The sequence below is a fragment of the Pseudoalteromonas sp. TB64 genome (genome assembly GCF_000498095.1).
GTDB lineage: Bacteria > Pseudomonadota > Gammaproteobacteria > Enterobacterales > Alteromonadaceae > Pseudoalteromonas.
Genome location: NZ_AUTQ01000209.1, coordinates 1 through 26,769, shown reverse-complemented (window position 1 = coordinate 26,769; position 26,769 = coordinate 1). Strand labels below are relative to the sequence as shown.

The following is a 26,769-nucleotide window of genomic DNA, read 5'->3' as shown; positions in this document are numbered from 1 at the left end:
TTATTATGTTGACAGCAGGAAAAGGCACTTTATGGTACACGTGGTTAACACGCTCCCCAAAAAACACAAATTGCTTATTTTAGGTCTGGTTTCTGCTATTACTGCTTTGACCTTTCTTCCTTCTGAAAAAGCGACTGCATCCAAAGACAATAGTGTTAACGCACTAGAAATTGGTAAGCGCTATGATTTACAAGTTAAAGTTGATAACAACGAAAAACTTACCGAGTTAAATTCAGAACAAGCGGCAGAAAAGCTACCAGAATATGACCTAGTCGATCACCAAGTTAAGAATGGTGACAATTTAGCTATTATCTTTAAACGTGCTGGCTTTTCGGCACAAACGCTCTATAAACTAGTTAATACTAATGCAGAAACGCGCAAACTCACCAAAATTCATCCAGGTGAAGTATTAAGTTTTGCAACAGCTGAAAATGGCGATCTCGCTCAGCTGCGTTATGTTATATCTAAAACTGATACCTTATTTGTTACCTTAAATGATGAAGGTAATTATGATACAGCCATTGATAGTAAAGAAATTGAAACTCTGACTAAAACAGCCGGTGGCGAAATTTCTAGTAATTTTTGGACCTCAGCTATATCAGCTGGTTTAAGTGAACGCCAAATAATGAACTTTGCTGATATATTTGGCTGGGATGTAGATTTTGCGAACGACATTCGTAAAGGTGATCAGTTTGGTTTAATTTACGAATCTCATTACGTAGATGGTGAATTTATTGGCACTGGAAAAATTATTGCCGCTGAATTTATTAACCAAGGTCAACGCTTTGCTGCTATTCGCCATACAGATGGAAGTTTTTATACCCCTGAAGGCCGTAGTATGAAAAAAGCGTTTTTACGCGCCCCGGTTAATTTTAAATATATAAGCTCAAGCTTTAATCCTAAACGTTTACATCCAGTTACAGGACAAGTTAGAGCTCACCGTGGTATCGATTTTGCAGCTCGCACAGGCACACCAGTTGTTGCATCGGGAAATGGTAAAGTAATTAAAGCAGGTTACAGTAAATATAATGGCAACTATGTATTTATCAGCCATGGTACGCAGTATGTAACTAAGTACTTGCACTTAAATAAAAAGCTAGTTAAAACAGGTCAAAAAGTTAAACAAGGTCAACAAATTGGTACTGTAGGATCTACGGGTAGAGTTACAGGCGCACATTTACACTACGAATTTTTAGTAAATGGCGTTCATCGCAACCCTAAAACAGTAAAACTACCTAAGTCAGAGCCATTACCGCGCTCAGAACTTGCTAAGTTTAAGCCAATTGCTGATAACTTTATTGCTCAGCTTGAACGTAATCGCGAGCTACAATTAGCACTTAAGTAAAGCTCACTTATAAAAAATAAAAAAGCCTTTGCGGAGTTAATCTGCAAAGGCTTTTTTTGTATATATTATTTAGCTACTTTATTAATACCCATAAGCTTAAATATAGTAACGGCTTAACCCGTTAAATTATTTTAATTTATATGGGTTAATACAGTACATAGATAAGCTGAATCACTAAAGACACCATCACTAAGGGCCAAATATATTTACTATATTTAGCTGCCCCATCAAGCCCTATTTTACTTTGATACTTTTCAAGTAACGGTATAAGTATAACCAGTGCTACAAACAAGCTTATTAAAATAACAAATATATTCATATCAATACCCTACTTATGGTAATTCATGACCTTTAGCGCTTACATAAAGTGCATACCAATGCTCACGAGTTAGCTCTACGTTAACAGCATCACAAGAGGCTTTAATGCGCTTAGCATTAGTCGTTCCTATAATTGGTTGAATAGAAGCTGGATGGCGAAGCAACCAAGCAATTACAATAGCTTCAGCAGAGGTGCCATAAAGCGCAGCCAGCTTATTAACTAAAAGGCTGGTATTTATATCTGCCTGCGACGCATTAGATAAATCACTACCAGTATAAAGCCCTTGGCATAAACTCCCCCAGCTTTGAATTTGAATATCAAAGTGGCGACAATACTCAATACTACCTGGTGTAAAGTTAATGTTTTTGCCATCGACATTTCCAGCATAAACACCTTCATCAACAAACTGATGTTTTTGTAAGCTCGCTTCAATTTGATTAGCGACTATTGGCATATCAAGTGCGTGCTGTAAAAAGTTCATTTGATGTTGCTGCATATTAGACACTGCAAAGTGACGCACTTTACCGCTTTCTTTTAAGCAGCTAAATACTTGAGCTATTTCATCTACTTCCATTAGCGGATCGGGTCTGTGCAGCATAAGTATATCTAAGTACTCTGTATTTAACCGCTTTAGAGACGCCTCCACTGATTGCTCAATCCAGTCAGCCGAAAAATCATAACGCTTTGGACCATGCTCATCTTCAAATTTAATTCCGCACTTAGATTGAATATACATATGCTCTCTAAGATCTGGTCGCTCACTTAATGCTTTACCAAATACTTGTTCGGCTTTGCCAAATGTATAAATATCAGCGTGATCAAAAAAGTTAATACCGCCTTCAATAGCATGATCTATACAGTCGTGTGCTTGCTTAATATAAGAGCTATTAATAGCATCTTTATTCCAACCGCCGCCTAACCCCATGCAACCAAATACTAGTTTACTAACATTTGGTAAATATTTTGCCAAAGGTGTATGAAGCATTATGACTATCCTTAAAATTGCGAAGAGTTGTTACTGTAAACAAAAAGTACTAAACAAGAAACCATTAAGCGATGGAAATAAAAAGCAAAAAAAAGCGCAGTAAACTGCGCTAAATCATTTATAAACTACCAAGTTAATTATTAGCCAACAAGTGCTAATAAAATACCTGCAGCTACGGCACTACCAAGGACGCCGGCAACATTTGGTCCCATTGCATGCATAAGTAAAAAGTTATGAGGATTACTTTCAAGGCCTACTTTATTTACTACTCGTGCCGCCATTGGCACAGCAGACACACCCGCCGCACCAATTAATGGATTTATAGGTGTTTTAGATATGCGATTAAGCCCTTTTGCCATAAATACGCCCGATGCCGTACCAATTGCAAACGCAAGTGCGCCAAGTACTAAAATACCAATCGTCTCAACAGTTAAAAACTTATCTGCAGCAAGCTTTGAACCTACAGCTAAACCTAAAAATATAGTTGTAACATTGATGATTTCGTTTTGAGCACTGTTACTTAATCTATCAACAACACCCGACTCTCGCATTAAGTTACCTAAACAAAACATACCTACAAGCGGTATAGCAGCCGGTAAAAACATAGCCGTTAAACTAAGCACCATAAGAGGGAAAATAATCTTTTCCTTTTTAGATACTTTGCGAAGCTCTGGCATCTTTATTTTACGTTCTTCTGGGGTTGTTAATGCACGCATAATTGGCGGCTGAATAATTGGCACAAGTGCCATGTATGAATATGCAGCTACCGCTATTGCACCAAGTAAATCGGGTGCCAGTTTTGACGCTAAAAATATTGCAGTAGGTCCATCTGCACCACCTATAATGGCAATAGCCGATGCATCCTGTAGAGTAAACTCAAAACCTGGTACATAATTTAATAATATTGCGCCAAACAGTGTAGCAAAAATACCAAACTGTGCGGCCGCACCTAATAACAACATACGTGGGTTTGCAATAAGTGCGCTAAAGTCGGTTAGCGCCCCTACTCCCATAAATATCAGCAGCGGAAAAATCCCCGTATCAATACCCACGTAATAAACGTAATACAAAAGCCCACCTGGGTCTGACAATCCTGCCACAGGTACATTTGTTAAAATTGCACCAAAACCAATTGGTAATAATAATAGTGGTTCAAAGCCTTTAGCTATCGCTAAAAACAGTAATAAACACCCTACCGCAATCATTATTAACGATGGGATTGTAAAGTTAGCAATGCCAGTAGCATTCCAGAGGTTTAAAATACCTTCCATCCTCTATTTACTCCTAAGCTAATGCAATCATAGCGTCGCCAGTAGATACAGCATCGCCTTCACCAACTAACACTTCAGCAACTGTTCCGGTATGCATTGCGCGTATTTCAGTTTCCATTTTCATGGCTTCCATAATAATCACTACATCACCTTCGTTAACAACTTGCCCAGCTTTTACTTTAATTTTAAAAATATTACCTGCTAACGGCGCATTAAGTGTTTCGCCCGATGCAACCGATGCAGACTGAGGAATGTGCTCAGAATCCTTTAAAGTTACTTCTTTGAGTTCACCACCTTGCGCTACTACTACATCGTAAACTTTACCGTCTACTTTTACGCTGTATTGCTCAGCTTTAACGCTACTATTATTTGAGCCTGATTTTGGTGCTACCTTATTGCTCTTATCTTCAACAGTAGGAATAGGCTCAAATGCATCAGGGTTATTACGATTTTTAATAAACTTCAAACCAACTTGTGGAAATAATGCATAAGTTAGTACGTCATCAATTTGCTCATCAGCAAGTGTTAAACCTTGCTCTTGCGCTTCTTTTAATAATTCAGCTTCAAGCGTTGCAAGCTCTGGTGCAATGTTATCTGCAGGGCGACAAGTAATAACCTCTGCTCCATCAAGCACACGCTCTTGTAGCTCTTTATTCATTGGTGCTGGTGTTAAGCCATATTCACCTTTTAATACGCCAGCAGTTTCTTTAGTAATTGTTTTATAGCGCTCGCCCGTAAGTACATTAAGTACAGCTTGAGTGCCTACAATTTGCGACGTGGGTGTTACTAAAGGTAAAAAGCCAAGATCTTCACGTACACGAGGGATCTCAAGTAAAACCTCATTAAGCTTATCGGCTGCGCCCTGCTCTTTAAGCTGGTTTTCCATATTTGTAAGCATGCCACCAGGTACTTGAGCGAGTAAAATACGACCATCAACCCCTTTTAAGCTACCTTCAAATGCCGCATATTTTTTACGTACATCTCTAAAGTAAGCCGCAATTTCTTCTAGGTGATTTAAATCAAGGTCAGTATCGCGCTCAGTCCCTTCAACTATCGATACAATCGTTTCAGTTGCTGTGTGTCCGTAAGTCATACTCATAGATGAAATAGCGGTATCAAGCATATCAATGCCTGCATCAATCGCTTTTTGATAAGTCGCAGTACTTAAACCAGTTGTAGCGTGGCACTGCATAGCAATAGGAACCGATACGGTTTCTTTAAGTGCTTTAATTAGTTTTTCAGCATCGTACGGCTTTAATAAACCCGCCATGTCTTTAATACAAATTGAGTGACAACCTAAATCCTCAAGCTGTTTTGCAAGAGTTAGCCACATATCAAGTGTATGAACAGGACTGACTGTGTACGAAATAGTACCTTGAGCATGTGCGCCTACTTTTATAGCCGCTTTAATCGCTGTTTCTAGGTTACGCACATCGTTCATTGCATCGAATATACGAAATACGTCAACGCCATTTTTATGTGCGCGTTCTACAAATTTTTCAACTACGTCATCTGCGTAATGGCGGTAACCCAATAGGTTTTGACCGCGTAATAGCATTTGTTGTTTAGTATTAGGCATCGCTTTTTTAAGCGCACGAATACGCTCCCAAGGATCTTCACCTAAATAACGAATACACGAATCGAATGTAGCACCACCCCACGATTCAATAGACCAATAACCTGCATCGTCTAACTTGCTAGCAATAGGTAGCATATCGTCTAGGCGCATACGTGTTGCGAGTAATGATTGGTGCGCATCGCGTAATACCAATTCTGTTAATTTTAATTTAGCCATGTGTGTGCCCCTTATTTATTATTTGATTTGTACTGAGCAATGGCAGCACTAATAGCAGCGATGTGCTCATTTGGCACACCTTGAGATTTAAAAGACGGTGATTTAGCTGGTGATGCCTCTGGTTCGCTATAGCGCGTCACCAAATTAGACATAAGCGTTACTGCACCAATTAATATCGACAGAAATACAAACACCCCAACCATACCAGTTAGCATTAAGCTACCAGCCGTTGTGAGTAGAGCACCTATATCCATTTTTCTCCCCCTTGAAACCCATATCGAAAATAAAAAATCGATTTAATTAAATATTTATTCACTGAATAATAACAAAACTAGTCGCTTTGTCTACATCTTGTAAATTGGTAAAACCAATTAAACTATAAACAACATAACACTCAACTAATTTACATGCCATAACCCAGCAATCATGCGCTCTACAATACATACAAGAAATAACGACTATAGCTATTAGTTATATGGAAGTTGTTAATTAACTATTCAGCTTAATTAAAATAAACGTCAAACTTCAAAATAAACATAAAAACACACATCAATTGTTAATTGGTCTTACCAAGAATATTATTCTCAATGAATATTTACCAATAATTTGCAACAGTGTGAATAACTTACATAACAAAGCGTAAAAGTTACTAACTAGCCACTAACTTAAAACACAGTTAAAACGAATAAGTAATTGATATAAAAGAAAAATAAAATATGGCATGTAACTCGCATTAATAAATTTGAGCAAATTTGATAAACCAAGGAGAAAACAATGTTACGCTGGACAATTACATTTTTAGTTATTGCTTTAATCGCTGCAGTGTTAGGTTTTGGTGGCATCGCAGGTGCCGCAGCTGGTATAGCAAAAATTATATTTTTTATCTTTATAGTACTTTTAGTGATCTCATTAGTTTCAGGTGCACTACGTGGTAAATCACCCAGGTAGATAAAGCATTCAACTAACAAACACTGAAATTTAATAAACACTTACAAGGAATCACATTATGAATTCAACAACTGTAAAAGCAGCACTAATCGGTCTATTCGCAAGTTTTTTCATCATGGGTTGTGAAGACAACCATGCAGAAGATGCAGGTGAGCGTATTGATGAAGCAGTAACAGACGTGCAAAATAAAGTAGAAGACACGTGTGAAAATGTTAAAGAAGGCGTAAACGCTGAAGAAACTAACTGTTAATTCTTCTGGTATCGCTAAAAAAACGGCTTTCGGGCCGTTTTTTTGTGCCTGTAATAAAATCACTGACTATAAAGCTGCTCATTTAGAGATTAGCTTGTTAAAATAAAAAAAACGATACCTAAAGTAAGGCAATATGGCATTTACAACAACCTACACACTTGATAAACCCTACTTTTACGAGTGCTTTGATGAGTCACTCCCTTACAGTAAGCGCGCAAAACCTAAGTACTTTTTACTTGTACTACTCGTTGCGCTTGGTTTATTTGGCATTTATGGTTTAAACGATCATTACTTAGGATCTTTTATGATCATGCTGGGTGTACTTGAGTGCGTCGCTTTTTACTATCGCAGACCTTGGTGGGTAACTAGGCAAATGCTTAGCAGAGCATCTGGCTCTGAGGTAACACTTACTTTTGATGAAGACGGTATTAAGTCTGCTAATCATTACAAAAGCTTTCAATTAACATGGCAAGACATAAGCGAAGTAATAAATACGCAGCAAGGTATTATTATTAAAAATAAAAGTGGTATGCAGTACATTTCAAAACAAATACTTAGTCCAGAAACACTCGCTTTTATAAACAAAAAAACCACTCAATGAGTGGTTTTTTGATATAACTCAGTAAATTACTCAGTTATTTATACTTGTTGATTAAGCATTGCCCGGATTAGGGTTAGACTTTTCAGCTTGTATACGCATATAAATCTCTTCACGATGCACTGATACGTCTTTTGGTGCATTAACACCGATTCGAACTTGATTTCCTTTTACGCCTAAAACAGTAACGGTTACTTCGTCACCAATCATTAGGGTTTCACCTACTCGTCGAGTTAGTATTAGCATTCTATTGCTCCAATGTTCTAGTAAAAATTATAAGATTCCGCTAAACATTTTAATGAAAATTAGACTGAAAAGTAAGTAAAAACTCCCAAACTATCTATTTTCTGTTAAAAATGCCTTATGTAATGCACGAACTGCCAACTCTAGGTACTTTTCGTCTATCAAAACTGAAATTTTAATCTCTGAAGTAGAAACCAAAACTACGTTAATATTTTCTTGCGCTAATGCATCAAAAAATAAACTAGCGACACCAGAATGCGATTTCATACCCATACCAACGGCAGACACTTTTGCCACCGTTGTTGATCCACTAACATGTTGAGCACTTAACTGAGCTTTTTGCTCAGTTACTAAGTCAAGCGCTTGCAGATAATCGTTCAGGTGCACAGTGAAAGCATAGTCTATTTTTTCAAAGTTATGATTAACTTGATTAATCATATCTATTTCGATGCCATTTTCGGCAAAAAGTTTCAAAATTTTTGCAATATATTGTGTACCACTTGGCACACCTTTTACTTCAATTAAACATTCATCACGATTAAATGCAATTCCTGATACTACATTGCTTGGCATATCGCTTTCCTCAAAACTTATTAACGTGCCATCGTCAGGACTAAAACTAGAAAGTACCCTAAGTGGCATATTATGCTTTCCTGCAGCTTCTACTGAACGAATATGCAAAACTTTTGCCCCTAAACTTGCCAGCTCTAACATTTCAGCAAATGTAACCTGGCTTAATCGTCTTGCATTAGGTTCAACACGAGGGTCTGTAGTATATACGCCGTCAACGTCTGTGTAGATCTGGCACTCGTCAGCTTTTATAGCTGCTGCAATTTCTACNCAGCCGATGTATCAGTACCACCGCGTCCAAGCGTTGTAATGTTACCTTCTACATCACGCCCCTGAAACCCTGCAATAATAGCAATGCGATTATGTTCGAGTTCATGCTTTAAACGTGTTGCGGCAACATCTTCTATGCGGGCTTTACCAAACATGTTGTCGGTAAGAATATTTACTTGATCGGCTAATAGGCTTACAGCTGAATGCCCACGTTTAATAATAGCCATAGCCAATAGAGAAATAGAAACCTGTTCTCCGGTGCTAATTAGTACATCTAGTTCACGGTTACTCGGGCGAGTATCGATTTGCTTGGCGAGATTAATTAAGCGGTTGGTTTCTCCCGACATAGCCGAAAGCACTACAACCACTTGATGTCCTTGTTGTCTGGTTTTAACAACAAGGTCGGCGACTGCTTCAATTCGCTCTATTGAGCCAACCGAAGTGCCACCGAACTTTTGAACAATGAGTGCCACTTAAACTTAAGTACGCTCAGTTAACCAAGCTGTTACGCTATCTAGTGCAGCAACAAGGTTTTGTGGCTCACTACCACCAGCTTGTGCCATATCTGGACGACCGCCACCTTTACCACCTACTTGACCTGCCATATGGTTAACTAACTCACCGGCTTTTACTTTGCCTGTTAAGTCTTTAGTTACACCGGCAATTAGGCTTACTTTGTCGCCACTGGCAACACCCAGTGCAATAACACCTGAGCCAATTTTGTTTTTAAGGTCGTCAACCATACCGCGAAGCGCTTTAGATTCAGTACCTTCAACGTTTGCTACAAGTAGCTTAACGCCGTTAATTTCTACTACTGAGTCAAGTAAAGACGCACCCGCTGCACTTGCTAACTTATCGTTAAGTTGCGCAATTTGCTTTTCAAGACCTTTAGACTTTTCAAGTAACGCAGTTACTTTTTCAAGTACCGATGCGCTATCGCCTTTAACTAAAGCAGCTACATCATGTAATTGTTGCTCTTGCTCGCTAACATAAGCAACTGCATCTGCGCCTGTTACGGCTTCAATACGGCGAACGCCAGCGGCAATACCGCTTTCAGATACAATTTTGAATAAACCAATATCGCCTGCGCGCTCAACGTGAGTACCACCACAAAGCTCAATAGAGTAGTCGCCAATGGTTACTACACGTACTTCGTCATCGTACTTTTCGCCAAACAACGCCATAGCACCTTTCGCTTTAGCATCATCAATAGCCATAAGCTCAGTATTAAGTGCAAAGTTACGACGAATTTCGTCATTAACTACACGCTCAATTTCACGTAATTCATCTTTTGTAACCGCTTCAAAATGCGAAAAGTCAAAACGTAAACGATCAGGTTGAACAAGTGAGCCTTTTTGACCTACATGGTCGCCCAATAACTGGCGTAATGCTTCGTGTAAAATATGCGTAGCTGTGTGGTTTTTCTTAATACTATCGCGGCGCGTATCATCAATAGTTGCGTCAACTTTATCGTTAACACCAATACGACCTTGTACAGTACCGTGATGAGCAAAAGCATTACCAAGCTTAGTTGTATTAGTAACATTAAATTCGCCACCAGCAACCGTAATAGTACCAGTATCACCCGTTTGACCACCTGATTCAGCGTAAAACGGTGTGCGGTCTAGTACTACAATACCTTGTTGACCATCTTCTAATAATTGTACAGCTTCGCCACCGGCAAAAATTTCAATAACGGTCGCGCTGTAATGTGTGCTGTCGTAACCTTTAAAGTCAGTGTGTTTATCAGATTTTAATTGGTCATTGTAATCAGCGCCAAATTTACCTGCTTGCTGCGCTGTTTTACGTTGTACAGCCATGCATTCTTCAAAGCCCTGATGATCAATCGTCATCTGGCGCTCACGCGCAACATCGGCCGTTAAATCAGCTGGGAAACCGTACGTATCGTAAAGTTTAAATACTAAGTCGCCTGGTATAATATCGCCTTTAAGGTCACTTAAGCTTTCTTCTAAAATAGCTAAGCCACGTTCAAGTGTTTTACCAAACTGTTCTTCTTCAATGCGTAATACTTTTTCGATAATTTCTTGTTGCTTAGCAAGCTCTGGGTACGCTTGACCCATTTGCTCAATTAGCGCAGCAACTAATTTATAGAAAAACGAACCTTGTGCACCTAACTTGTTACCGTGGCGCACAGCACGACGAATAATACGGCGTAATACATAACCGCGGCCTTCGTTAGATGGCATAACACCGTCTGAGATTAAAAACGCACACGAACGAATATGATCCGCCACTACGCGTAGCGACTTGTCGTCCATGTCTTGTGCATTTGTAACACTTGCAGCAGCGGCAATTAAGCCTTGAAATAAGTCGATTTCGTAGTTTGAATGCACGCCCTGCAAAATAGCAGAAATACGTTCAAGACCCATGCCCGTATCAACAGACTGCTTAGGTAATGGTTCCATTGTACCGTCGCTTTGACGGTTGTACTGCATAAATACAAGGTTCCAAATTTCGATAAAACGGTCACCATCTTCTTCAGGTGAACCAGGAGGTCCGCCCCAAATATGCTCGCCATGGTCATAAAATATTTCAGAGCAAGGACCACACGGACCAGTATCGCCCATAGACCAAAAGTTATCTGAAGTCGCAATACGAATAATACGATCCTCTGGCAAACCAATTTCGTTAGCCCAGTAACCAAACGCTTCTTCGTCATCGTGATAAATAGTTACTAAAAGTTTTTCTTTAGGTAGGCTTACTACCTCAGTTAAAAACTCCCATGCAAACTTAATCGCGTCTTGCTTAAAGTAATCACCAAAGCTGAAGTTACCCAACATTTCAAAAAATGTATGGTGGCGAGCAGTGTAGCCTACGTTTTCTAAATCGTTATGCTTACCACCAGCACGTACACAGCGCTGCGAGCTTGTCGCACGTGTATAAGGGCGGCTTTCTGCGCCTAAAAATACATCTTTAAATTGCACCATGCCGGCGTTATTAAATAACAACGTGGCATCGTTACCCGGAATAAGCGAGCTAGAAGGTACTATTTGATGTTGTTTACTGGCAAAAAAGTCTAAAAACTGTTGCCTAATTTGTGCGGTAGTCATGTGCTGCATTTGAAAGTCTCACCTGTATTTACTGTGCTTGCATTGCAAAATTAATTTCATCGTAGCTAAAACCCCGATACATTAAGTAGCGCACGCGCTTAGCTTTATCTTTGTAATCGAGATCGGCCGGTGTATTCGAATATTTTTTGTTGTACGCATCCTGCGCAAGCTCAAACCAATCTACTTCAAGCTCTTCAACTACTATTCCTAGTAGCGAACGGTCAATCCCTTTGCCCATAGCCTCGCTTTGTATTCGCTTAAGCCCGTGGCATTTAAATATGTGCTTTCTTACAAAGCCTTCACAGTAACGTTGCTCATTAATAAAATTGTGTTTTTCACACCAATCAAGCAAGTTTTCAATAAACTCTTCTGTGGCTTCTTTTTGCTGTAATTTGAGCGTTAACTCACGACGCGAATATTCTTGGCGCCCTAGTAACCAAAGTACATAGTTTTTTAGTTTTTGCTTTAATTTATCATCCATTAAGCGTCAAAACGTCCGCTTTCTTCACTGCTAAGAGGCTTAACATTACTATCGTCACTTGGTGGCACAACAGGCATAAAAATGGCTTGATAAGATACAAAAAAGCTAATGTAGCAAATCGGCATTAAAATCAACAGTGGTAAGAACGATAAGAACATCGAAAGCGACATAAATATTGCGCAAATAACACAGTAAACGCTCAGTGGTAAAATATTATAATAAAACACCATAAATGAGTCTTTAAGCGCATTTAATATACGTTTCTCTTTATTAAAATAAACAAGAGGAACCGCATAAGCAAACGCCGTAAAGTAAATCGACATTGCCATTAAAAATAAAATTACGTTAGCACCCGAAATACTCTCAACCATTTGCTCAAGGGCTACATTAGGGTCAACATTTGGTTGAGTCATAATAGCCACTGCATCGGCAAATAAGCCATTGGCGAGTAACGCCATTAAAATACCCGCACCCATTTGATACAGAGCTAAGCGTAACAGCCCTAATCTATTTCCCTTTGCCGTAAACGGCTTGAGAATATCAGCAAGCATAATTTTTCCGCCTTGCTGCTTTGTAAGCACCGCCTGATAAAACCCTGCGGTTAAAAATGGTGTCGCAAGAGCCGCAACCACTTGTAGCAGCGGTAAAAATAACGACAGTAGTCCTACAATGCCAATAAACAAGTGCATAAAAATAAAGGTTGCTGGCTGAGTTTTAAAAATAAGCCACCCTGCTTTAAACCACTTTAGTCCGGCATCGGCTTTAAAAACGCGTAATTGTGTAGACATACTAACTCTTAATTTATAACGAAACACGCCAAGTATAACTTGGCGCTGAGTGGGATCACAGGGTTGGAGTATTAATATTAAGGTTTTTTAATCTTTTTAATATCTAACATGTGCGCACCATGCTTAATTTTGGTTTCTAAATACGCTTTATTACCCGCAACGCCCGCTTTTATGTGCGCATGAGTGCCCACAACTGAGTTAACCGTAATACCGGCATCTCTTAGTGCGTTGAGCTTTTTAGGATTATTGGTCATTAGTTTAACGTGGTTTAAATTTAGCGCATTAAGCATTAATACCGCATCCGAAAAATCGCGCAAATCATCAGCAAAGCCTAAATGATTATTAGCCTCGTAAGTATTCATCCCTTGCGATTGCAATACGTAAGCGTCAATTTTATTGTACAAACCAATGCCGCGACCTTCTTGGCGCAAATACAACAAAACACCGCCTTGCTCGTGCATCATTTCAATACATTCATTTAGCTGCTCGCCGCAATCACAACGCGATGAGTAAAACACATCACCTGTTAAACACTCTGAATGCATACGAATAAGTGGAACATCCTGTTCTGTATCGGCGTTGTTAAACACCATAGCAACATGTTCTTTGCCATCTTTTAAATCACTAAACGAGATTATTTCTGCAGGAATATCACTATTTTTGCCAACATTAAGCTGGACTCTTGCTCTTACTTGCGCCACGACAAATCCAAATATTTAAGTAACTACGACACGTCAATAAAGTGATAATATCACAAAATAGGATTAATACACCGTAGTACAACACTATTTATGCCAAATATATGGCGACGGCAGCCCCTATTTTCAATGCTTATAACGAATAAATAAGTCTATAAAAGCAGCTTTATACTCACTTTTATTTACCCAATTTCATGACAAAATCAATGCTATTTGCTAATGTACCTAAAAGTATAATTATAAATAATAGGGATCATTATGAAACGCAAACAACTCGCCTTAATTGTAGGTATGAGCTTATCTATTCTCAGTACTACAACATTTGCAAGCCAATCAACAGACTCTCAAGCTATTTTTTCACAGGCATACCAAGATTATTTAGCTGCAGTAAAAGCAAACGAAAACGTAAAACAAGCAGCTAAACTTGCTTATACAACAGGCTTAGATAATTACGAAAAAGACTCCGATAACATCGCAAGCCTTGCTATTAACTATGCAAAGTCTATTGATGCAATCAGTGATAACTACGATCAACGCTACGCTCTTTACAAACAAGCATACGATATTTTAGTTAAAAACAATGGTAAAAAATCAGTAGAAACAATTGATGCAATATTTGGCATGGCAAATAACACTCAATCAGCCCGAACAGCCCATAATCATTTAAAACAGGTGATTGAAATAGCCCTTGAGCAAGACAAGCCAAAATTTGTTGCAGATATGAAATTTGAAGCTGCATCGTTACTGACTCAAAAATTTGTAAGCAAAAAGTACCGCCAAGCTAAAAGCTACTTGGAAGAAGCCGACGAGTATTATCAAAAAAACTTACCCGAAAACTCACTGGATCGCATAAAAGCAGATTTTTTAATGGCTTCATTTGCACAAGGTCGTAAAAAGTACGACGAAGCAATTAGCCGATTAAACCGCGTTGTTAGTGTGTTTGATAACAATTTTGATTTTGATCATAGCGCAGAACTAAGTGCACATTCTAAGCTTATAGAACTTTACGAAAAACAAGGTAAAAGCGAAGAAGCAACAAAGCACTGCCTAGCTATAGCTAAAATGATGCCGTGGAAAGAATCGCAAGAGCAAACACCACTCTATCGTGTTAATCCTAGATACCCAGTGCAAAAAGCCAGATTTAGTACCGATGGTAGCGTTGTTATGGAGTTTGAGGTAGACGCAGCTGGCTTTGTAAAAAACCCAAAAGTACTTAGCTCTGAAGGCGGCAGCGCATTTGAAAAGTCAGCCAAAGCAGCGCTTGAGCAATGGCGTTACGCGCCAAAGTTTGAAAATGGCAAACCCGTTAGCGCTATTTCTCAGGTAAAACTCGACTTTAAAATTAACCGCCACTAAAAGCGGCTCATTAAAAAAGGCGCTTTATGCGCCTTTTTTAATACCAACTAATACAAATCCTACGTAGTTAAAATTCATAACTTACGCTAATACCGCCATCGGCTCTTTTTTCGTTGCTGTCGCTTGCTTTACCATAGCCCACATCTAGCTCTAATCTGAAACCAGCGCTGTTCAATCCATTAAAGTTATAGCTGTAAGTAAGCCCTATGCCGTTTGTTGTTTCTTCATCAAAAATACCGCCAATTACACAACCTAGCGTATTAGCAAAGTCAGTTGCTACATCATTTGTTAAACTTTCACACTCTTGGTCTGTATCTCTTGCGCCAATAGCGCCCAAAAGCGCGCCAAAAGCATGCTTTTTATTATCGCTAACTGCTTGTTCAAAACCCGCAGAAAATCCATCATCAAGGCCTAGTTTATAGTTTGCATACCAGCGTTGTGTGTCGTCGTTAGCCGATAAAGACACTTCAGGAATAACCAAATAAGGGTAGCCACCCCCAATCGAAAAACTAACATCGTTGGCAGCACTAGAGTAAGAAGCAATAGATAAAGTGAGTAGTAATATTTTTGTTTTCATTAAGTTCCCTTTGAGTAAGCATAAAATGTACTCACTTTAGGAACTTGATACAATACGAAAAAAGCCTAGTTATATTTTAAACTAGCCGTTATTGGTGATTAAATTTTTGACAGAATTTTATCACTCGCCGCTTCAATTAAATTGAGTACATTTTCAAAGCCGTCATCTCCGCCGTAATAAGGGTCAGGAATTGCACTAACGCTTTGTTCGCCAAACTCTAAAAACAACGCTAATTTATACTGTAAATGCACTGGGCAACGCTCTTTTAAATCAGTTAAGTTTTGCTTATCGGCGGCTAAAATTAAATCAAACTCAGTAAAGTCGCTGGTGCGTACTTTGCGCGAATAAATACCTTTAAAACTATAACCACGTTTTTCGCCAGCAGCCATTGAGCGACTATCAGGCGCTTTACCTTCGTGGTAACCAATAGTCCCTGCCGAATCGACTTTAACGTTAACGCCTAGCTTTTTAGCACGGGCTTTTAATACAGCCTCTGCCGTAGGCGAGCGGCAAATGTTACCTAAACAAACTATGAGTACTTTTTTCATTAAGGCTCCTCTAACTAATTTAAAAACCTAAGCTTTAAAACTGTTTTAAAATACTTGCGTCGTAATCTTCAACGTTAAGCGTTACGTTATGCTGCGCTGCAACAGATTCAAGCTCAGCTTGTTTAATGGCTAAATCGTCCATAGTGATTAGGTTATCGTCTAGCTGCCACAATAACCGAGAGCCCGCGTAGCTATAATGAATCGCTAATAACGCATCGGCATTACCTTCACGACCAGCGGCTTTTAACTTAGCCATTTTACGAGTTATTTTATTAAGTGCTTTTTTAAGCTCCCACACATAAACAACTTCAGTCATAAACGTATGAGTACGGTATTTATGAAGTAACCATGCAAGTCCAACGCTAGTAATAGCAACACCTATTAAGTTCCAATGAAAATGGCTACCACTTTCATCAGGAAATAAAGCAATCAACGTTTGCGATATAGCCAAGCTGCCTACAGCCAAACCTACACCACAACCTGCAATAACACGGTTTAAATGTTTACGGTAACGTGCTTTATTTATTTCAATGAGTTGCATAACAGCCTAAAAATTTGAGTTTTAATATTTTCGAATGGCTATTGTAACTAAACCCCGCATTTTTTATAAAACTATTTCACCTCTTTTTGATTTGGCTTTAATGCGCTTAACGTTAAATTGAGGGGGAATAGAGCTATATCGAAACCTCAAAGCTTTATAAAAACGGAATATTTCTATTAAGAATCAAATAATACTCAATGTGATTTTTTATATAACTTTAAGAAAATCCCCTCCTTTTCAAAAGATGTATTACGGGTAACTAAGCTATTACACAAACTTAAAAAGAGGGCAAAGGTAGATATTATTAAAAAATAAATTCATTTATAAGCCTTATATAATCTAAACGTTATATTTAAAATTTATATTTATTTTATCGTTCTGCTAAATAACAATACTTTTATTATTGTCAAAACCGGCTCATTTAAACAAACGTAATTTACAAATATCATTCGTTGCACAACAACTTAAAAAGTTAAATTTTAATATTCGTGATCTTGCTAATGTAACTAAATCCCGCACTTTTTTATAAAATTTCACTCATTTTCATTTTCCACACTTTATATTTTAAAAAGTAAAATTAACACATCACTAACGTCTTCTTAAATTAGAACTATTCTATTTTTTACAATTGATAATGATATAGATTTGTATTAACATCTGTAATCTATTGATATCTCTAATCCAAAGTAACCAATAGCCACTTTGTTTTAACTGAAGGTAAAAAATGCACGATACTAGCAGTAGTGTTACTCAAACAGACACCCTCACCAAGCCAAAAAATAAGAAGCGTCAACTTTACGATTTACATATTTGGCTAGGTTTCAACCTTGCTTTTTTAATGACGTTATTATTAGCAACCGGCACTATTGCAACTTTATCAAACGAAATAGATTGGCTTATACAAGACGATATGCGAGTAACGCCTGCTGAGGTTAAAGTACCTTGGGGTGAGCTAGAAACTACCGTAAAAAAAGCAGCTCCAGCACAAGATATGCTGACAACATTTAGCCAAGGCGAAAGTGATTATTTTGCATACCGAGCTACCTTTTTACGAGCCGATGGAACTCGTTACTTTATTCATATCAATCAATGGACCGGTGAGGTCACTGGTACAACTCCATTTTTAACGGTTCAGCGCTTTTTTAGAGACCTACACCGCTACTTCTTTATGCCTAGTTTTGTTGGCTTACCAATCACGAGTTCTTTAGCCATTGTGCTTATTATTTCTTTATATACAGGGTTAAAAACAACTGGAAGATTAAAAAAATCAGCATTTCGCTTACGAAAAAATAAAGGCACTCGCGTTATGTTAAGCGATTTGCATAAGGTTTTTGGTATATGGGCAATCTGGTTTATTGCTCTTATTGTAATAACGGCAATGTGGTATCTCATTGAATTTGGTTTTGCTGTTGCAAAGCATAGCTTCGAGCCCCCTCGACCGGGTCCTAGTGTTGAACGAATTCAAGAGTTTGGGGATGCAATGAATATAATCCCAGCCGATATAATAATAAAAAATTCAAAATTAGCTTTCCCTAACTGGGAACCTGCTCAAATTCAATACCCTAGGTCTGCATCACAAGCAATAACAGTTCTTGGCTACACGAACGATATATTAGTTCGTTCTAGAGCCAACAGGGTATTTGTTGATCCCGTTGACGGCTCTATTATTAAAGTTCAAAAATCCAAAAATATAGGCACCGTTGCCTACTTAAATGAAACAGCAGATCCGATTCATTTTGGAACGATCGGAAATTTCACCACAAAAATTATATGGTTTATTTTTGGCATTATTCTCACGGGAATGTCAGTAACAGGTGTGTTAATGACCTACCGTAGGCTAAAAACTTCACGTTTATCGCCCGCTCAAATTAAAACATTTCCAATTATTGTAGCCGTAATGATCGCTGGGTTCTTTTATATTAAGAAACAAAATGGCGACTCAGAACCGGTTCAAAAAATAACACAAAGTGTTGAATCATATAAAAATTACACTTTTAAAAATACATTATATAAAAAAGTGGATAGCGGTAAATACAATCTACAAGTAAATATTACCCACCCAAATGGATACTCAATAATAGACTCTATAAGCGTGGTAGATACGCTAAATAATGCATACAAATTAAAGCCTAAAACGTTCTCATCAACAACCATTTTCACCACCCCATTACCGAGTGAAAATACAGAGCAATATAAAATACTTACTTTAAAAGTCACGCTTTTAACTGGTGAGGAAAAACAGTTTGCTTTACGTGAGAACAAAATCAAATCGTTAATTTAACTAACAATACTGCAAAAACGACTCAACAATAATCTCTGGGAAGATTTATGAAAACCATTCAAAAAACATTCGTACTAACTGCACTTATGTGTAGCTGTCAATTAGCCTACGCACAAAATGAAATAAATAGTAAAACAAAAGAAGACTCAATAGAAAGAATCAGCGTGACAGGCACAGCTCAATCTCGTTACGTAATTAAAGAATCATCATCGTTAACTGGGTTTCCTTTAGATTTTTTAGAGTTGCCACGTGTCGTTAATATTATTCCAGAGCAGTTAATACTCGATCAAAAAATTACCGATTTATCAGAAGCGTTACGCAACACCCCTGGAGTATCATTAGGTGATGGTTTTGGTGGTACTAACGACGACTTTTTAATTCGCGGGTTTAGACGCAATGCCGTTTACCGAGATGGCTTTCGCCGTGCTACTAACTTCAAAACTAATCTATCAAATGTAGAATACACCCAAGTTGTTAAAGGTCCTGCGTCAATAACTTATGGTCAAGTTGAGCCTGGTGGGCTTGTAGATATAGCCACTAAAAAACCGTTAGCTGAAAAACGATTTGCTGGTGAAGCACGTGTAGGATCGTTTAATGACCAATTTGCACTGCTCGATTGGTCAACGCCTATTAACGATAGTTCCGCTATTCGTGTTGTGGGCTCAATACAAGATGCCGAATCGTTTCGTGACTTTAGCGATATTGATAGAGACACACTTTCAATCTCTGGTACGTTTGATCTTGCTCCTACTACACGTTTAAATTTATCGTACGAATACCGTGATGAATCAAGACCGCTTGACCGAGGAACTATCACAGTACCTACTCCAGATGGTCGTGCTGTGCTTAACGAAGTACTTGATATACCTTTATCAACTCGTTTTGGCGAGCAATACGAAGTATTTGAAAGTAACTTTAACTTTTTTGATGCAACGTTAGAGCAAGAACTAGGAGATAATTGGAACCTACGCTTTAGCACTGCTTACGAAGTAAGTTCAGCAAATGACCTTCAAGCTAGACCGCTTGCCGTTGCCATTTTTGATGCCGATGGACCAATTAGCGAAGACGGCTTTATAGAGTTTCAAAGCCCTGCCGATATTTCAGCAAATATAAATGAAGGTTTAACCGGTGTATTTGACGATCCAACAGATCAAGTGTTTCTTATTCGCAGAACAGACGGTAACCAAAATGCCGATGTTGATGTTTTATATTTAAATGCAATTGTCACAGGTGAAGTACAAACCGGAAATATCACACATAAAATAGCTATTGGAGGCAGTTACCGCGATTTTGAACGCAAAGACAATTTTGTTAACTCAGCAAACTCTGATGGTTTACCAGCCGCATTTGGTTTTAGTGGTATCCCTTTATTTGATGTTAGTAATCCTGTTTACGGAAATTTACCAACTGGCTTAAATACAGACGACTTTGCAAGACGTACATTTAGCTCTGAAGATTACGGGTTTTTCATTAATGATTATATTGTGTTAACCGATGATCTTGGTGTATTAATTGGTGGACGCTTAGATTCAGTTAAAAGTGGCTTTAATGATGGTGTAACCGCATTCACTAATGGCGAGACTACAGGAACAGATCTTAAGTTAGATTCTATTTCAGAGTTTTCGCCTCAAGTAGCTGTTAACTATAAAATGACGTCAAACTCATCATTATTTGCAAGTTACTCCGAGTCTTTTGCGCCTAATACTGATACAGCCAATACTGAAGTGAGTAATAGCGAACAGTTTGATCCTGAAGATTCAGAACAAATAGAGCTAGGTATTAAAGCGGAGTTTTTTGGCGGTCGTTTACAGTCAAGCGTATCAATTTACAATATTGAAAAAACGAATGTATTAAGCACCGAAGACGGTATAACAACGTTAAGAGACGGGCAAACATCTGAAGGTATTGAATTTTCAATTTCAGGGCAACCAACCGAAGGCATGAACCTTATTGCTGGATATGCTTATACCGATGCAGAAATAGAAGTTGATGGAGTAACAGGTAATAAACCTCGTAATGTTGCCGACAACACATTTAACCTTTGGGCTTCATATGAATTTCAAAAAGGTAGCTTAGAAGGTTTTGGTGTAGGTGGCGGTTACTTTTTTGTTGATGACCGATTTGGTAATGACGACAATAGCTATACGCTAGATAGTTATGGCTTAGTGGACTTATCTGTTTGGTATACGCTAGCTACCCCAGGTTTGGGAAACGATGGCACAGTGAGATTTCAATTAGCCGTTAAAAACTTATTAGACGAAGAGTACTATTCAGCAAGTGGTGGCGACTTAAGAATTAATATAGGCACACCTAGATCTGTATTTGCTTCGGTATCATTCGCTTTTTAAACCAATAACAAGCGGGAGGCTTATTTAGCCTCTCGCACTATAAAAATATTTCACCCCTTTTTTATTTGCCACCCGTTATAGCTTTGAAAACACCCTAATTGTAGTGGTCAATAAATTCGGAGCGGCTTATGCACACACTTGAAGTACCTAACAACCCAGTATTTATTAAAACATCGACCGCAATAATTGGCGGCGCCGCTATGACCTTTACAGCTTTTGCGTTTATGCAATATTTAATAAGTGGCGAGCAACGCGCACCGGCTAAACCAGTGGACGATATTATAGTAGAGATTTTTCAGGCGCCTGAGGATTCAAAGCTAAGGCATATACAAAAAATACAGCCGCCACCGCCAATGCCTAAAGTGCCGCCTAAAGCACCACCACTCGATTCATCGCCCGATCCTGTTCTAGCAATTAGCGACTTTACGCCGGTTACAATTGATGATTTTGATGGCGACATTAACAACACCATTAATCGCCCAACGGGAGATGCAACACCCATAGTGCGCATAAACCCCAAATACCCAACTACAGCCGCGCGCGATGGTATTGAAGGTTGGGTGCAACTAAGCTTTAGCATTTCGCCAACGGGGGAAGTAATCGACCCTGTAGTCATTAACGCCGAGCCAAAACGTACCTTTGACCGCGAAGCAATAAGAGCCATTAAACGCTGGAAATATCGCCCCAAAGTAATTGAAGGTGTGGCACAATTACAAACAGGTCAAACCGTACAGCTCGATTTTAAATTAGATAACTCTATTTAACGGACTAAACGCCTATGCTACTAAGTATTAAGTCATGGTTATTTGAAACGCCAAGCAAGGACTGCATGGCAAGTTACGAAAAAAGTGGCGACAATCGTTACTTGGAGCAGCTTATTGCCCTCTACAGTAACGACTTATACCACTACCTTGTTACGCAATCTAATACGCATTTAGCATACGACGTAAGCCAACAAACATGGCTAAAAGTAATCGAAAAACGCCACCTTTACCAAGCACAAACCACACCCAAAGCGTGGTTATTTAAACTTGCCCGCAACACACTAATTGACGAATACCGCAAACAACAGCGCTTTGTAGAGTTTGACGAAAACACGCACTTATCAGCACAAAATGACAAAAGCGAAAGCGACTTAAATAGTGGTGGCTTAACTAGTGGAGACTCGCATATAGATAACTTAAATATAGGCAGCTCAAACATAAGTTATGAAGCATTCAACATCGCCCTAAAACAACTTAGCTTTGTACAGCGCGAAGCCATTACTTTGCAACAAGAAGGCTTTTCGCTCGCCGACATAGAACTTATAACGCAAAGCAGCCTTGAGACCATTAAAACAAGGCTGCGTTATGCCAAGCAAAATCTTAAACGTTTATTAGGAGCAAACAATGAATAAGCCTGATGAGCTATTTGAGCAAAAGCTTACACAACACTACAAAGAGCGAAAAGCGCGCACAACACTTACAAGCGATCAGCAAAAAGTGTTACTTAAAAAGTCCACGCAAACAAAGCCTAAAAAGCTAGGCTTTACGCTACAACTAACGAGCCTAGCCTGCGCGCTTGGTGTGTTTGCCTTTATTGTGTTTGATAATAACAACGTAATAAATACAGCGCCTAAAACCGCGCTTAACACCGTACTTAACACCATAGACATTCACGACTATTCATTTATAAAAACCCACGAAATAAATCAAGCAGGCAGCTACGCAAGCGCTATTACAGAGCAAAAACATGCGCTTGATAGTCAATTAGCTAACGATTTACACCGCCACCAACAACGCCACATAGAATACGGCACGCTCGTAAAGGTAGATAACGACTGGTACATAGCCAGCTGTAATGACGAGGTGCTAGTGCAAATTAAGCATTCGCTGTTGAGTGATTTAAAGGGTAAACATGCGATTGAAAGTAATATAAACACCGGCGACATGCTCGCTATGGCGCATAACGGTAAAGGGCAAATTATAGCGCTTAAACATGCGGGCGCTGGGGTAAGGCAGTGCGGGGCTTAGGTGGTAAATTAATTTTACGACCTAATAGAATTAGATCGTAACTGATTATTAGAAACTAAAAAGCAGGTGAGTCCTCATTAGGTTTTTCATTAACCGGTATCCCCTTAATTTCTGAGAATACTTTTTTTAATGCGTTAGTTCCCATTTCACTATGAATTTCATCACATTTTTTTCAGCTTTAGTAAGCGTATTTCGAGGTATAAAATTAACCTTGTATTTTTTCAAACACTCAAACACTTTATCATCATACGGATTATCAATTAGACCCTTTAGGTATAGCTGGTAAAGTAATAACCAATAATTATCTTTTCCGTAATTGTCACCGTCATTAATTATGCTTTGCGCAAATTTAATTACCATTTCGTTGAAATCATGCATTTCTAATAACAAAGTAATTGCAATGCAGTCTCGACTAGCAATTACTTTCTCCGCTGTTTTATTCATTGGAATAACATTATTATTTAGCATTGTATGAAGAGACCAAGACATTCCATCAGACCTGAACTTATCAGCATTTTCTTTTATTATTACATTTAATTGCTGTTCAAAAATTCCTGCATTTATTTCTGCTTTTCCTAATAACTTATCGAATAGCGGAAGTAAAACTGGATAATGCCAAGCAAGGTTCAAAAGAGCTTCCAATAAACTTACATTAGCATCTTCATCTAAGTAGTTAATGATTAATGATATTGCATACTTTAATACACTTCCATCAGGCGTACTTTTATTTATCCCAATAGCTTTATTTAAAAACGTAAGTGCTTCGTCAGCAGAAATTTTTGGCTCGTTTTCTCCTGCGTTACCTAAACGGCTTGGTAATGCACTTCTTAAATCTAACACCCACTCATCTTCAAAAGCTGCTGGTAATTCTATTATTGATGTTTTCTTTAAGTTTAGTGTTAGCTTATAAATAGCGAGAGAGTTGGATAAATCTTGAATGAAATTTTGAGCGTCTTCGCTAGTCACGCAGTAGCAAGTATAATCATCAATGTATCTATGGAACTCATAATTTTTACTTATTAAGGCTTCGTCAATTTTACCTAAAATTAACTCGCTCACAATACTAGAGGCTGCCGAACCTATTGGTATTCCTTGAGTTTCATTACGCTTAGTTTTTCGCTGGTAGGTATCTAAACGGTTAAACCAAGTACGTTTATTATCTTGCTGATCTTTAGCCTCTTTAATTCCAACAGCAGCCCATGCAATAGCATGAGAATAAATACTATTGAAACAGTTTGCTATATCAGTATGAACTCGAAATCGTTTTGCAAAAGAAGAGCTATGGGAGCGGCTAATTTTTACGAATGGATCTTCATAATTCATTACAACCAATCGCTTTTCACTGTGATGAAACTCAGGCTTAATTATACTATTTGCGTTCTCGGTAACACATTTCAGCTCACCCCAATTATCATGTATACACTTGGCTAGTGATGAGTAAGCTCTGGGATGAACAAGTCCCAATACTCTAGGCACGTTATTATATCTTGTAGCCTTATATTCAACTAAGTCGTAACCAGATCTACCTTTAGTCTCTTCAAGCTTAGAAATAGCCTCTGCCACCTCTGGTGTAAATTGCCTTGTATCTAGACTCGGTGGTAACTCACCTATATTTGCTCGTTGATTTGGAAAATAGTTGTATCTAGTTAGAGCTTCATATAAAGCCCTTTTATCATCTGTATCACCAAAAATCTGGCTCATAAACATTCCTTTGCGTATTTCATATAGTTAGTTTACCTGAAACCACCTAAAGCAGAAAAACCTTAGCCCAAAAGTAGTCAATTGATGTTCGGAGGAATCGCATGGTTATTAATATGCCAGCGCGCCCTGAGATATAATTTTTAGAGGCTGCCGCTAGCGCAAAAAAACATTGAATACTGTTCCTATGCTGAACCTAACTTTTCAGGCTAACGCCTGACGCGCCAGCAAGCTGTACGCCTACAATAAACACTACACATACTTAGCTTTGGGTGTGCTTATTACTTTGGAGATACGTTGGGTTTCGTGTCACTCAACCCAACCTACGTAAGCTATAAACGTGATCTTAGCGCTAAATAAATCATTGTTAATGATTACTGCTTTAAAAGCCGCTTTTCAGGCTTATTTAAGTACTTTAAGCCAATGGTAACTATGCGCGTATGTACCATTGTTATAACGCGTATTTGCACATTACCAATAACAACAATAGAGCCTTTACTGACTTCTCCTGAAAGCTTTTGGTTAATCACTTCTTCTAAGCTTATCTCTTCTGGGGCGTCTATTTGCATGTGATAAGAGTAAAATATATCGCCTACCAACGTTACCCCTTTCACTTTAAGCTCGTTGTGGGCTAAGTGGCTATCTTGATGGTTTGTTTTATCGGTTGCTGTAAAAACTAAATCAACAAAAGGTCTGTTATCTGGTTTTAAAACAACAAATAAGTGATCGTTTGCTTTTAATTTAGTTGAGCCTCGTGGCGGTATGATTGACGGACCCCGTGTAATCATAGCAACAACCACACTCTCAGGAAGTGCCGCATGTGACAAGCTGCGCTCAGAAACGCGGGAAACGTCACTTAATGTGTATTCTACAATCTCTATATCAATATCGTTTAGCGCTGTAATTTCGAGTGTTGCAGCAGCTAAATCAGGTGGCGACTCTACTAAATTTAGTTTTTTAGCCATCCAAGACATTGTTGAGCCCTGTAACGTTGCTGAAATTAATACCACGAAAAAAACAACATTAAAAATAAGCTCAGCCCCTGAAAGGCCAAATAGTAATGGAAATATAGCTAAAATAATGGGCACTGAGCCCCTAAGACCAACCCAAGATACAAACAAGGTTTCGCGATTGTTAAAACCAAATAGTTTTAAAATAGGCGCTACAGCTAATGGGCGAGCAACAAAAATAAGTGCCAGTGCAATAAGCAATCCTTCTAGCCATACATCAACCAACGACGACGGATTAATAAGAAGTCCTAATACAACAAACATGGTTATTTGCCCAAGCCATGCTAAACCGTCATGAAAAAGAAAAATACCGCGTTTATATACAAACTTACTGTTACCTAAAATTACGCCCGTTATAAAAACAGCTAAAAACCCACTACCGCCAAGCGTTGCTGAAAGACCAAAAGAAAGCAGTCCAAATGCTGTTACCATCACTAAATATAAGCCCGATGCATTTAGCTTAATTCGATTAATAAACCAAACAGATACCTTACCAATTAAAAGACCACAAATAGCGCCCACACCCATTTGTTGAGCAAATAATTGTAGTAAACCCAGCCCTATTGGCATGTCATTAACAAGCATTTCTAACAAGCCAACCGTTAGAAAAATAGCCATTGGATCGTTAGATGCACTTTCAATTTCAAGAGTAGATTTAAGCTTTTTATTTAAGTGAATACCCGCACTTCGTAAAAGTGCAAACACTGCGGCGGCATCTGTAGAGCCGACAATAGCGCCCAGTAAAACACCTTGCAATATAGGCAGG

Annotated in this window: 25 protein-coding genes and 1 pseudogene; 10 read left to right on the top strand and 16 right to left on the bottom strand. The window is 38.5% G+C overall.

Annotated features, from left to right (window positions below; genetic code table 11):
• Window positions 1–31: 31 nt before the first annotated feature.
• Window positions 32–1,345 (top strand): peptidoglycan DD-metalloendopeptidase family protein, encoded by a 1,314-nt coding sequence (locus tag L647_RS0117560; protein ID WP_024612203.1) that lies wholly within the window; start codon window positions 32–34, stop codon window positions 1,343–1,345.
• 145 nt (window positions 1,346–1,490) lie between these two features.
• On the opposite strand, the gene L647_RS1000000126150 is transcribed toward L647_RS0117560, so the two are convergent.
• From L647_RS1000000126150 to L647_RS0117530, 5 genes are all read right to left on the bottom strand, one after another.
• Complete coding sequence (locus tag L647_RS1000000126150) at window positions 1,491–1,664, bottom strand: hypothetical protein (protein ID WP_166108904.1); 174 nt, start codon at window positions 1,662–1,664, stop codon at window positions 1,491–1,493.
• A gap of 13 nt (window positions 1,665–1,677) precedes the next feature.
• A complete protein-coding gene (locus L647_RS0117550) occupies window positions 1,678–2,649 on the bottom strand; it encodes an aldo/keto reductase (protein WP_024612202.1) in 972 nt (323 codons plus the stop codon).
• A gap of 140 nt (window positions 2,650–2,789) precedes the next feature.
• Complete coding sequence (locus L647_RS0117540; RefSeq protein ID WP_002961942.1) at window positions 2,790–3,920, bottom strand: sodium ion-translocating decarboxylase subunit beta; 1,131 nt, start codon at window positions 3,918–3,920, stop codon at window positions 2,790–2,792.
• Window positions 3,921–3,933: 13 nt separating this feature from the next.
• On the bottom strand, window positions 3,934–5,715 hold the full coding sequence (gene oadA / locus L647_RS0117535) for a sodium-extruding oxaloacetate decarboxylase subunit alpha (protein WP_024612201.1): 1,782 nt from the start codon (window positions 5,713–5,715) through the stop codon (window positions 3,934–3,936).
• Window positions 5,716–5,726: 11 nt separating this feature from the next.
• The gene (locus tag L647_RS0117530; protein WP_007583814.1) at window positions 5,727–5,969 is read right to left on the bottom strand and encodes an OadG family transporter subunit; all 243 of its coding nucleotides are present in this window, start codon (window positions 5,967–5,969) and stop codon (window positions 5,727–5,729) included.
• Window positions 5,970–6,489: 520 nt separating this feature from the next.
• Between L647_RS0117530 and L647_RS1000000125425 the strand changes: the two genes are divergently transcribed.
• From L647_RS1000000125425 to L647_RS0117510, 3 genes are all read left to right on the top strand, one after another.
• A complete protein-coding gene (locus L647_RS1000000125425; RefSeq protein WP_006794345.1) occupies window positions 6,490–6,663 on the top strand; it encodes a DUF1328 family protein in 174 nt (57 codons plus the stop codon).
• Between the two features lie 58 nt (window positions 6,664–6,721).
• Window positions 6,722–6,913, top strand: a complete 192-nt coding sequence (locus L647_RS0117515; RefSeq protein WP_024612200.1) for a hypothetical protein — start codon at window positions 6,722–6,724, stop codon at window positions 6,911–6,913.
• A 133-nt stretch (window positions 6,914–7,046) separates the two neighbouring features.
• Entirely contained in the window at window positions 7,047–7,514 is a 468-nt protein-coding gene (locus L647_RS0117510) for a YcxB family protein (RefSeq protein ID WP_024612199.1), read from the top strand.
• A gap of 51 nt (window positions 7,515–7,565) precedes the next feature.
• Here the strand turns inward: L647_RS0117510 and csrA are convergent, their stop codons facing one another.
• The 6 genes and pseudogenes from csrA to ribA form a co-directional block, all read right to left on the bottom strand.
• Window positions 7,566–7,757, bottom strand: a complete 192-nt coding sequence (csrA, locus tag L647_RS0117505; protein WP_004587515.1) for a carbon storage regulator CsrA — start codon at window positions 7,755–7,757, stop codon at window positions 7,566–7,568.
• Window positions 7,758–7,847: 90 nt separating this feature from the next.
• Window positions 7,848–9,067, bottom strand: a pseudogene (locus tag L647_RS01000000124505) (aspartate kinase).
• A 6-nt stretch (window positions 9,068–9,073) separates the two neighbouring features.
• Window positions 9,074–11,674, bottom strand: coding sequence for an alanine--tRNA ligase (alaS, locus tag L647_RS0117495; RefSeq protein WP_024612198.1), 2,601 nt, complete (start codon window positions 11,672–11,674; stop codon window positions 9,074–9,076).
• Between the two features lie 19 nt (window positions 11,675–11,693).
• On the bottom strand, window positions 11,694–12,146 hold the full coding sequence (locus L647_RS0117490; protein ID WP_024612197.1) for a regulatory protein RecX: 453 nt from the start codon (window positions 12,144–12,146) through the stop codon (window positions 11,694–11,696).
• Complete coding sequence (locus L647_RS0117485; protein WP_024612196.1) at window positions 12,146–12,934, bottom strand: BPSS1780 family membrane protein; 789 nt, start codon at window positions 12,932–12,934, stop codon at window positions 12,146–12,148. Before L647_RS0117485 ends, L647_RS0117490 begins: the two co-directional genes overlap by 1 nt.
• A gap of 77 nt (window positions 12,935–13,011) precedes the next feature.
• Window positions 13,012–13,635 carry a GTP cyclohydrolase II gene (gene ribA / locus L647_RS0117480; protein WP_024612195.1) on the bottom strand — a complete coding sequence of 208 codons (624 nt, stop codon included), beginning with the start codon at window positions 13,633–13,635 and terminating at the stop codon, window positions 13,012–13,014.
• 255 nt (window positions 13,636–13,890) lie between these two features.
• Here ribA and L647_RS0117475 point away from each other — a divergent pair, with 255 nt between their 5' ends.
• Window positions 13,891–14,988, top strand: coding sequence for a TonB family protein (locus tag L647_RS0117475; RefSeq protein ID WP_024612194.1), 1,098 nt, complete (start codon window positions 13,891–13,893; stop codon window positions 14,986–14,988).
• Window positions 14,989–15,055: 67 nt separating this feature from the next.
• Here L647_RS0117475 and L647_RS0117470 read toward each other — a convergent pair whose 3' ends face one another.
• The 3 genes from L647_RS0117470 to L647_RS0117460 all read right to left on the bottom strand — a co-directional run bounded on the left by L647_RS0117470 (window position 15,056) and on the right by L647_RS0117460 (window position 16,654).
• On the bottom strand, window positions 15,056–15,565 hold the full coding sequence (locus L647_RS0117470) for a hypothetical protein (RefSeq protein ID WP_024612193.1): 510 nt from the start codon (window positions 15,563–15,565) through the stop codon (window positions 15,056–15,058).
• 98 nt (window positions 15,566–15,663) lie between these two features.
• Window positions 15,664–16,113, bottom strand: coding sequence for a low molecular weight protein-tyrosine-phosphatase (locus tag L647_RS0117465; RefSeq protein ID WP_024612192.1), 450 nt, complete (start codon window positions 16,111–16,113; stop codon window positions 15,664–15,666).
• Between the two features lie 34 nt (window positions 16,114–16,147).
• Window positions 16,148–16,654, bottom strand: a complete 507-nt coding sequence (locus L647_RS0117460) for a DUF3087 domain-containing protein (RefSeq protein WP_024612191.1) — start codon at window positions 16,652–16,654, stop codon at window positions 16,148–16,150.
• A 724-nt stretch (window positions 16,655–17,378) separates the two neighbouring features.
• Here L647_RS0117460 and L647_RS0117455 point away from each other — a divergent pair.
• The 5 genes from L647_RS0117455 (at window position 17,379) to L647_RS0117435 (ending at window position 23,295) form a co-directional block, all read left to right on the top strand.
• Entirely contained in the window at window positions 17,379–18,935 is a 1,557-nt protein-coding gene (locus L647_RS0117455) for a PepSY-associated TM helix domain-containing protein (protein ID WP_024612190.1), read from the top strand.
• A gap of 47 nt (window positions 18,936–18,982) precedes the next feature.
• On the top strand, window positions 18,983–21,283 hold the full coding sequence (locus L647_RS0117450) for a TonB-dependent siderophore receptor (RefSeq protein ID WP_024612189.1): 2,301 nt from the start codon (window positions 18,983–18,985) through the stop codon (window positions 21,281–21,283).
• A gap of 128 nt (window positions 21,284–21,411) precedes the next feature.
• Window positions 21,412–22,047 (top strand): energy transducer TonB, encoded by a 636-nt coding sequence (locus L647_RS0117445; protein WP_024612188.1) that lies wholly within the window; start codon window positions 21,412–21,414, stop codon window positions 22,045–22,047.
• A gap of 14 nt (window positions 22,048–22,061) precedes the next feature.
• Window positions 22,062–22,679 carry a sigma-70 family RNA polymerase sigma factor gene (locus tag L647_RS0117440; RefSeq protein ID WP_024612187.1) on the top strand — a complete coding sequence of 206 codons (618 nt, stop codon included), beginning with the start codon at window positions 22,062–22,064 and terminating at the stop codon, window positions 22,677–22,679.
• Window positions 22,672–23,295 carry a hypothetical protein gene (locus L647_RS0117435; protein WP_024612186.1) on the top strand — a complete coding sequence of 208 codons (624 nt, stop codon included), beginning with the start codon at window positions 22,672–22,674 and terminating at the stop codon, window positions 23,293–23,295. The genes L647_RS0117440 and L647_RS0117435 overlap by 8 nt, the downstream gene beginning before the upstream one ends.
• Before the next feature lie 126 nt (window positions 23,296–23,421).
• Here L647_RS0117435 and drt4 read toward each other — a convergent pair whose 3' ends face one another.
• Together drt4 and L647_RS0117425 are read right to left on the bottom strand one after the other, a co-directional pair.
• Window positions 23,422–24,996, bottom strand: a complete 1,575-nt coding sequence (drt4, locus tag L647_RS01000000124500; protein ID WP_076917063.1) for an antiviral reverse transcriptase Drt4 — start codon at window positions 24,994–24,996, stop codon at window positions 23,422–23,424.
• Window positions 24,997–25,367: 371 nt separating this feature from the next.
• On the bottom strand, window positions 25,368–26,769 hold a 1,402-nt coding region (locus L647_RS0117425; RefSeq protein WP_024612184.1), incomplete at its 5' end, for a potassium/proton antiporter.

What these genes read in the sequence shown, in the direction of transcription:
- L647_RS1000000126150 (WP_166108904.1), bottom strand. Translation starts at nt 1,664, where the DNA reads ATGAATATATTTGTTATTTTAATAAGCTTGTTTGTAGCACTGGTTATA.
- drt4 (WP_076917063.1), bottom strand. Translation starts at nt 24,996, where the DNA reads ATGAGCCAGATTTTTGGTGATACAGATGATAAAAGGGCTTTATATGAA.
- L647_RS0117440 (WP_024612187.1), top strand. Translation starts at nt 22,062, where the DNA reads ATGCTACTAAGTATTAAGTCATGGTTATTTGAAACGCCAAGCAAGGAC.
- csrA (WP_004587515.1), bottom strand. Translation starts at nt 7,757, where the DNA reads ATGCTAATACTAACTCGACGAGTAGGTGAAACCCTAATGATTGGTGAC.
- L647_RS1000000125425 (WP_006794345.1), top strand. Translation starts at nt 6,490, where the DNA reads ATGTTACGCTGGACAATTACATTTTTAGTTATTGCTTTAATCGCTGCA.
- L647_RS0117475 (WP_024612194.1), top strand. Translation starts at nt 13,891, where the DNA reads ATGAAACGCAAACAACTCGCCTTAATTGTAGGTATGAGCTTATCTATT.
- L647_RS0117490 (WP_024612197.1), bottom strand. Translation starts at nt 12,146, where the DNA reads ATGGATGATAAATTAAAGCAAAAACTAAAAAACTATGTACTTTGGTTA.
- L647_RS0117455 (WP_024612190.1), top strand. Translation starts at nt 17,379, where the DNA reads ATGCACGATACTAGCAGTAGTGTTACTCAAACAGACACCCTCACCAAG.
- L647_RS0117510 (WP_024612199.1), top strand. Translation starts at nt 7,047, where the DNA reads ATGGCATTTACAACAACCTACACACTTGATAAACCCTACTTTTACGAG.
- alaS (WP_024612198.1), bottom strand. Translation starts at nt 11,674, where the DNA reads ATGCAGCACATGACTACCGCACAAATTAGGCAACAGTTTTTAGACTTT.
- L647_RS0117450 (WP_024612189.1), top strand. Translation starts at nt 18,983, where the DNA reads ATGAAAACCATTCAAAAAACATTCGTACTAACTGCACTTATGTGTAGC.
- L647_RS0117435 (WP_024612186.1), top strand. Translation starts at nt 22,672, where the DNA reads ATGAATAAGCCTGATGAGCTATTTGAGCAAAAGCTTACACAACACTAC.
- L647_RS0117515 (WP_024612200.1), top strand. Translation starts at nt 6,722, where the DNA reads ATGAATTCAACAACTGTAAAAGCAGCACTAATCGGTCTATTCGCAAGT.
- L647_RS0117550 (WP_024612202.1), bottom strand. Translation starts at nt 2,649, where the DNA reads ATGCTTCATACACCTTTGGCAAAATATTTACCAAATGTTAGTAAACTA.
- L647_RS0117465 (WP_024612192.1), bottom strand. Translation starts at nt 16,113, where the DNA reads ATGAAAAAAGTACTCATAGTTTGTTTAGGTAACATTTGCCGCTCGCCT.
- L647_RS0117460 (WP_024612191.1), bottom strand. Translation starts at nt 16,654, where the DNA reads ATGCAACTCATTGAAATAAATAAAGCACGTTACCGTAAACATTTAAAC.
- L647_RS0117560 (WP_024612203.1), top strand. Translation starts at nt 32, where the DNA reads ATGGTACACGTGGTTAACACGCTCCCCAAAAAACACAAATTGCTTATT.
- L647_RS0117485 (WP_024612196.1), bottom strand. Translation starts at nt 12,934, where the DNA reads ATGTCTACACAATTACGCGTTTTTAAAGCCGATGCCGGACTAAAGTGG.
- L647_RS0117530 (WP_007583814.1), bottom strand. Translation starts at nt 5,969, where the DNA reads ATGGATATAGGTGCTCTACTCACAACGGCTGGTAGCTTAATGCTAACT.
- oadA (WP_024612201.1), bottom strand. Translation starts at nt 5,715, where the DNA reads ATGGCTAAATTAAAATTAACAGAATTGGTATTACGCGATGCGCACCAA.
- L647_RS0117445 (WP_024612188.1), top strand. Translation starts at nt 21,412, where the DNA reads ATGCACACACTTGAAGTACCTAACAACCCAGTATTTATTAAAACATCG.
- L647_RS0117540 (WP_002961942.1), bottom strand. Translation starts at nt 3,920, where the DNA reads ATGGAAGGTATTTTAAACCTCTGGAATGCTACTGGCATTGCTAACTTT.
- L647_RS0117470 (WP_024612193.1), bottom strand. Translation starts at nt 15,565, where the DNA reads ATGAAAACAAAAATATTACTACTCACTTTATCTATTGCTTCTTACTCT.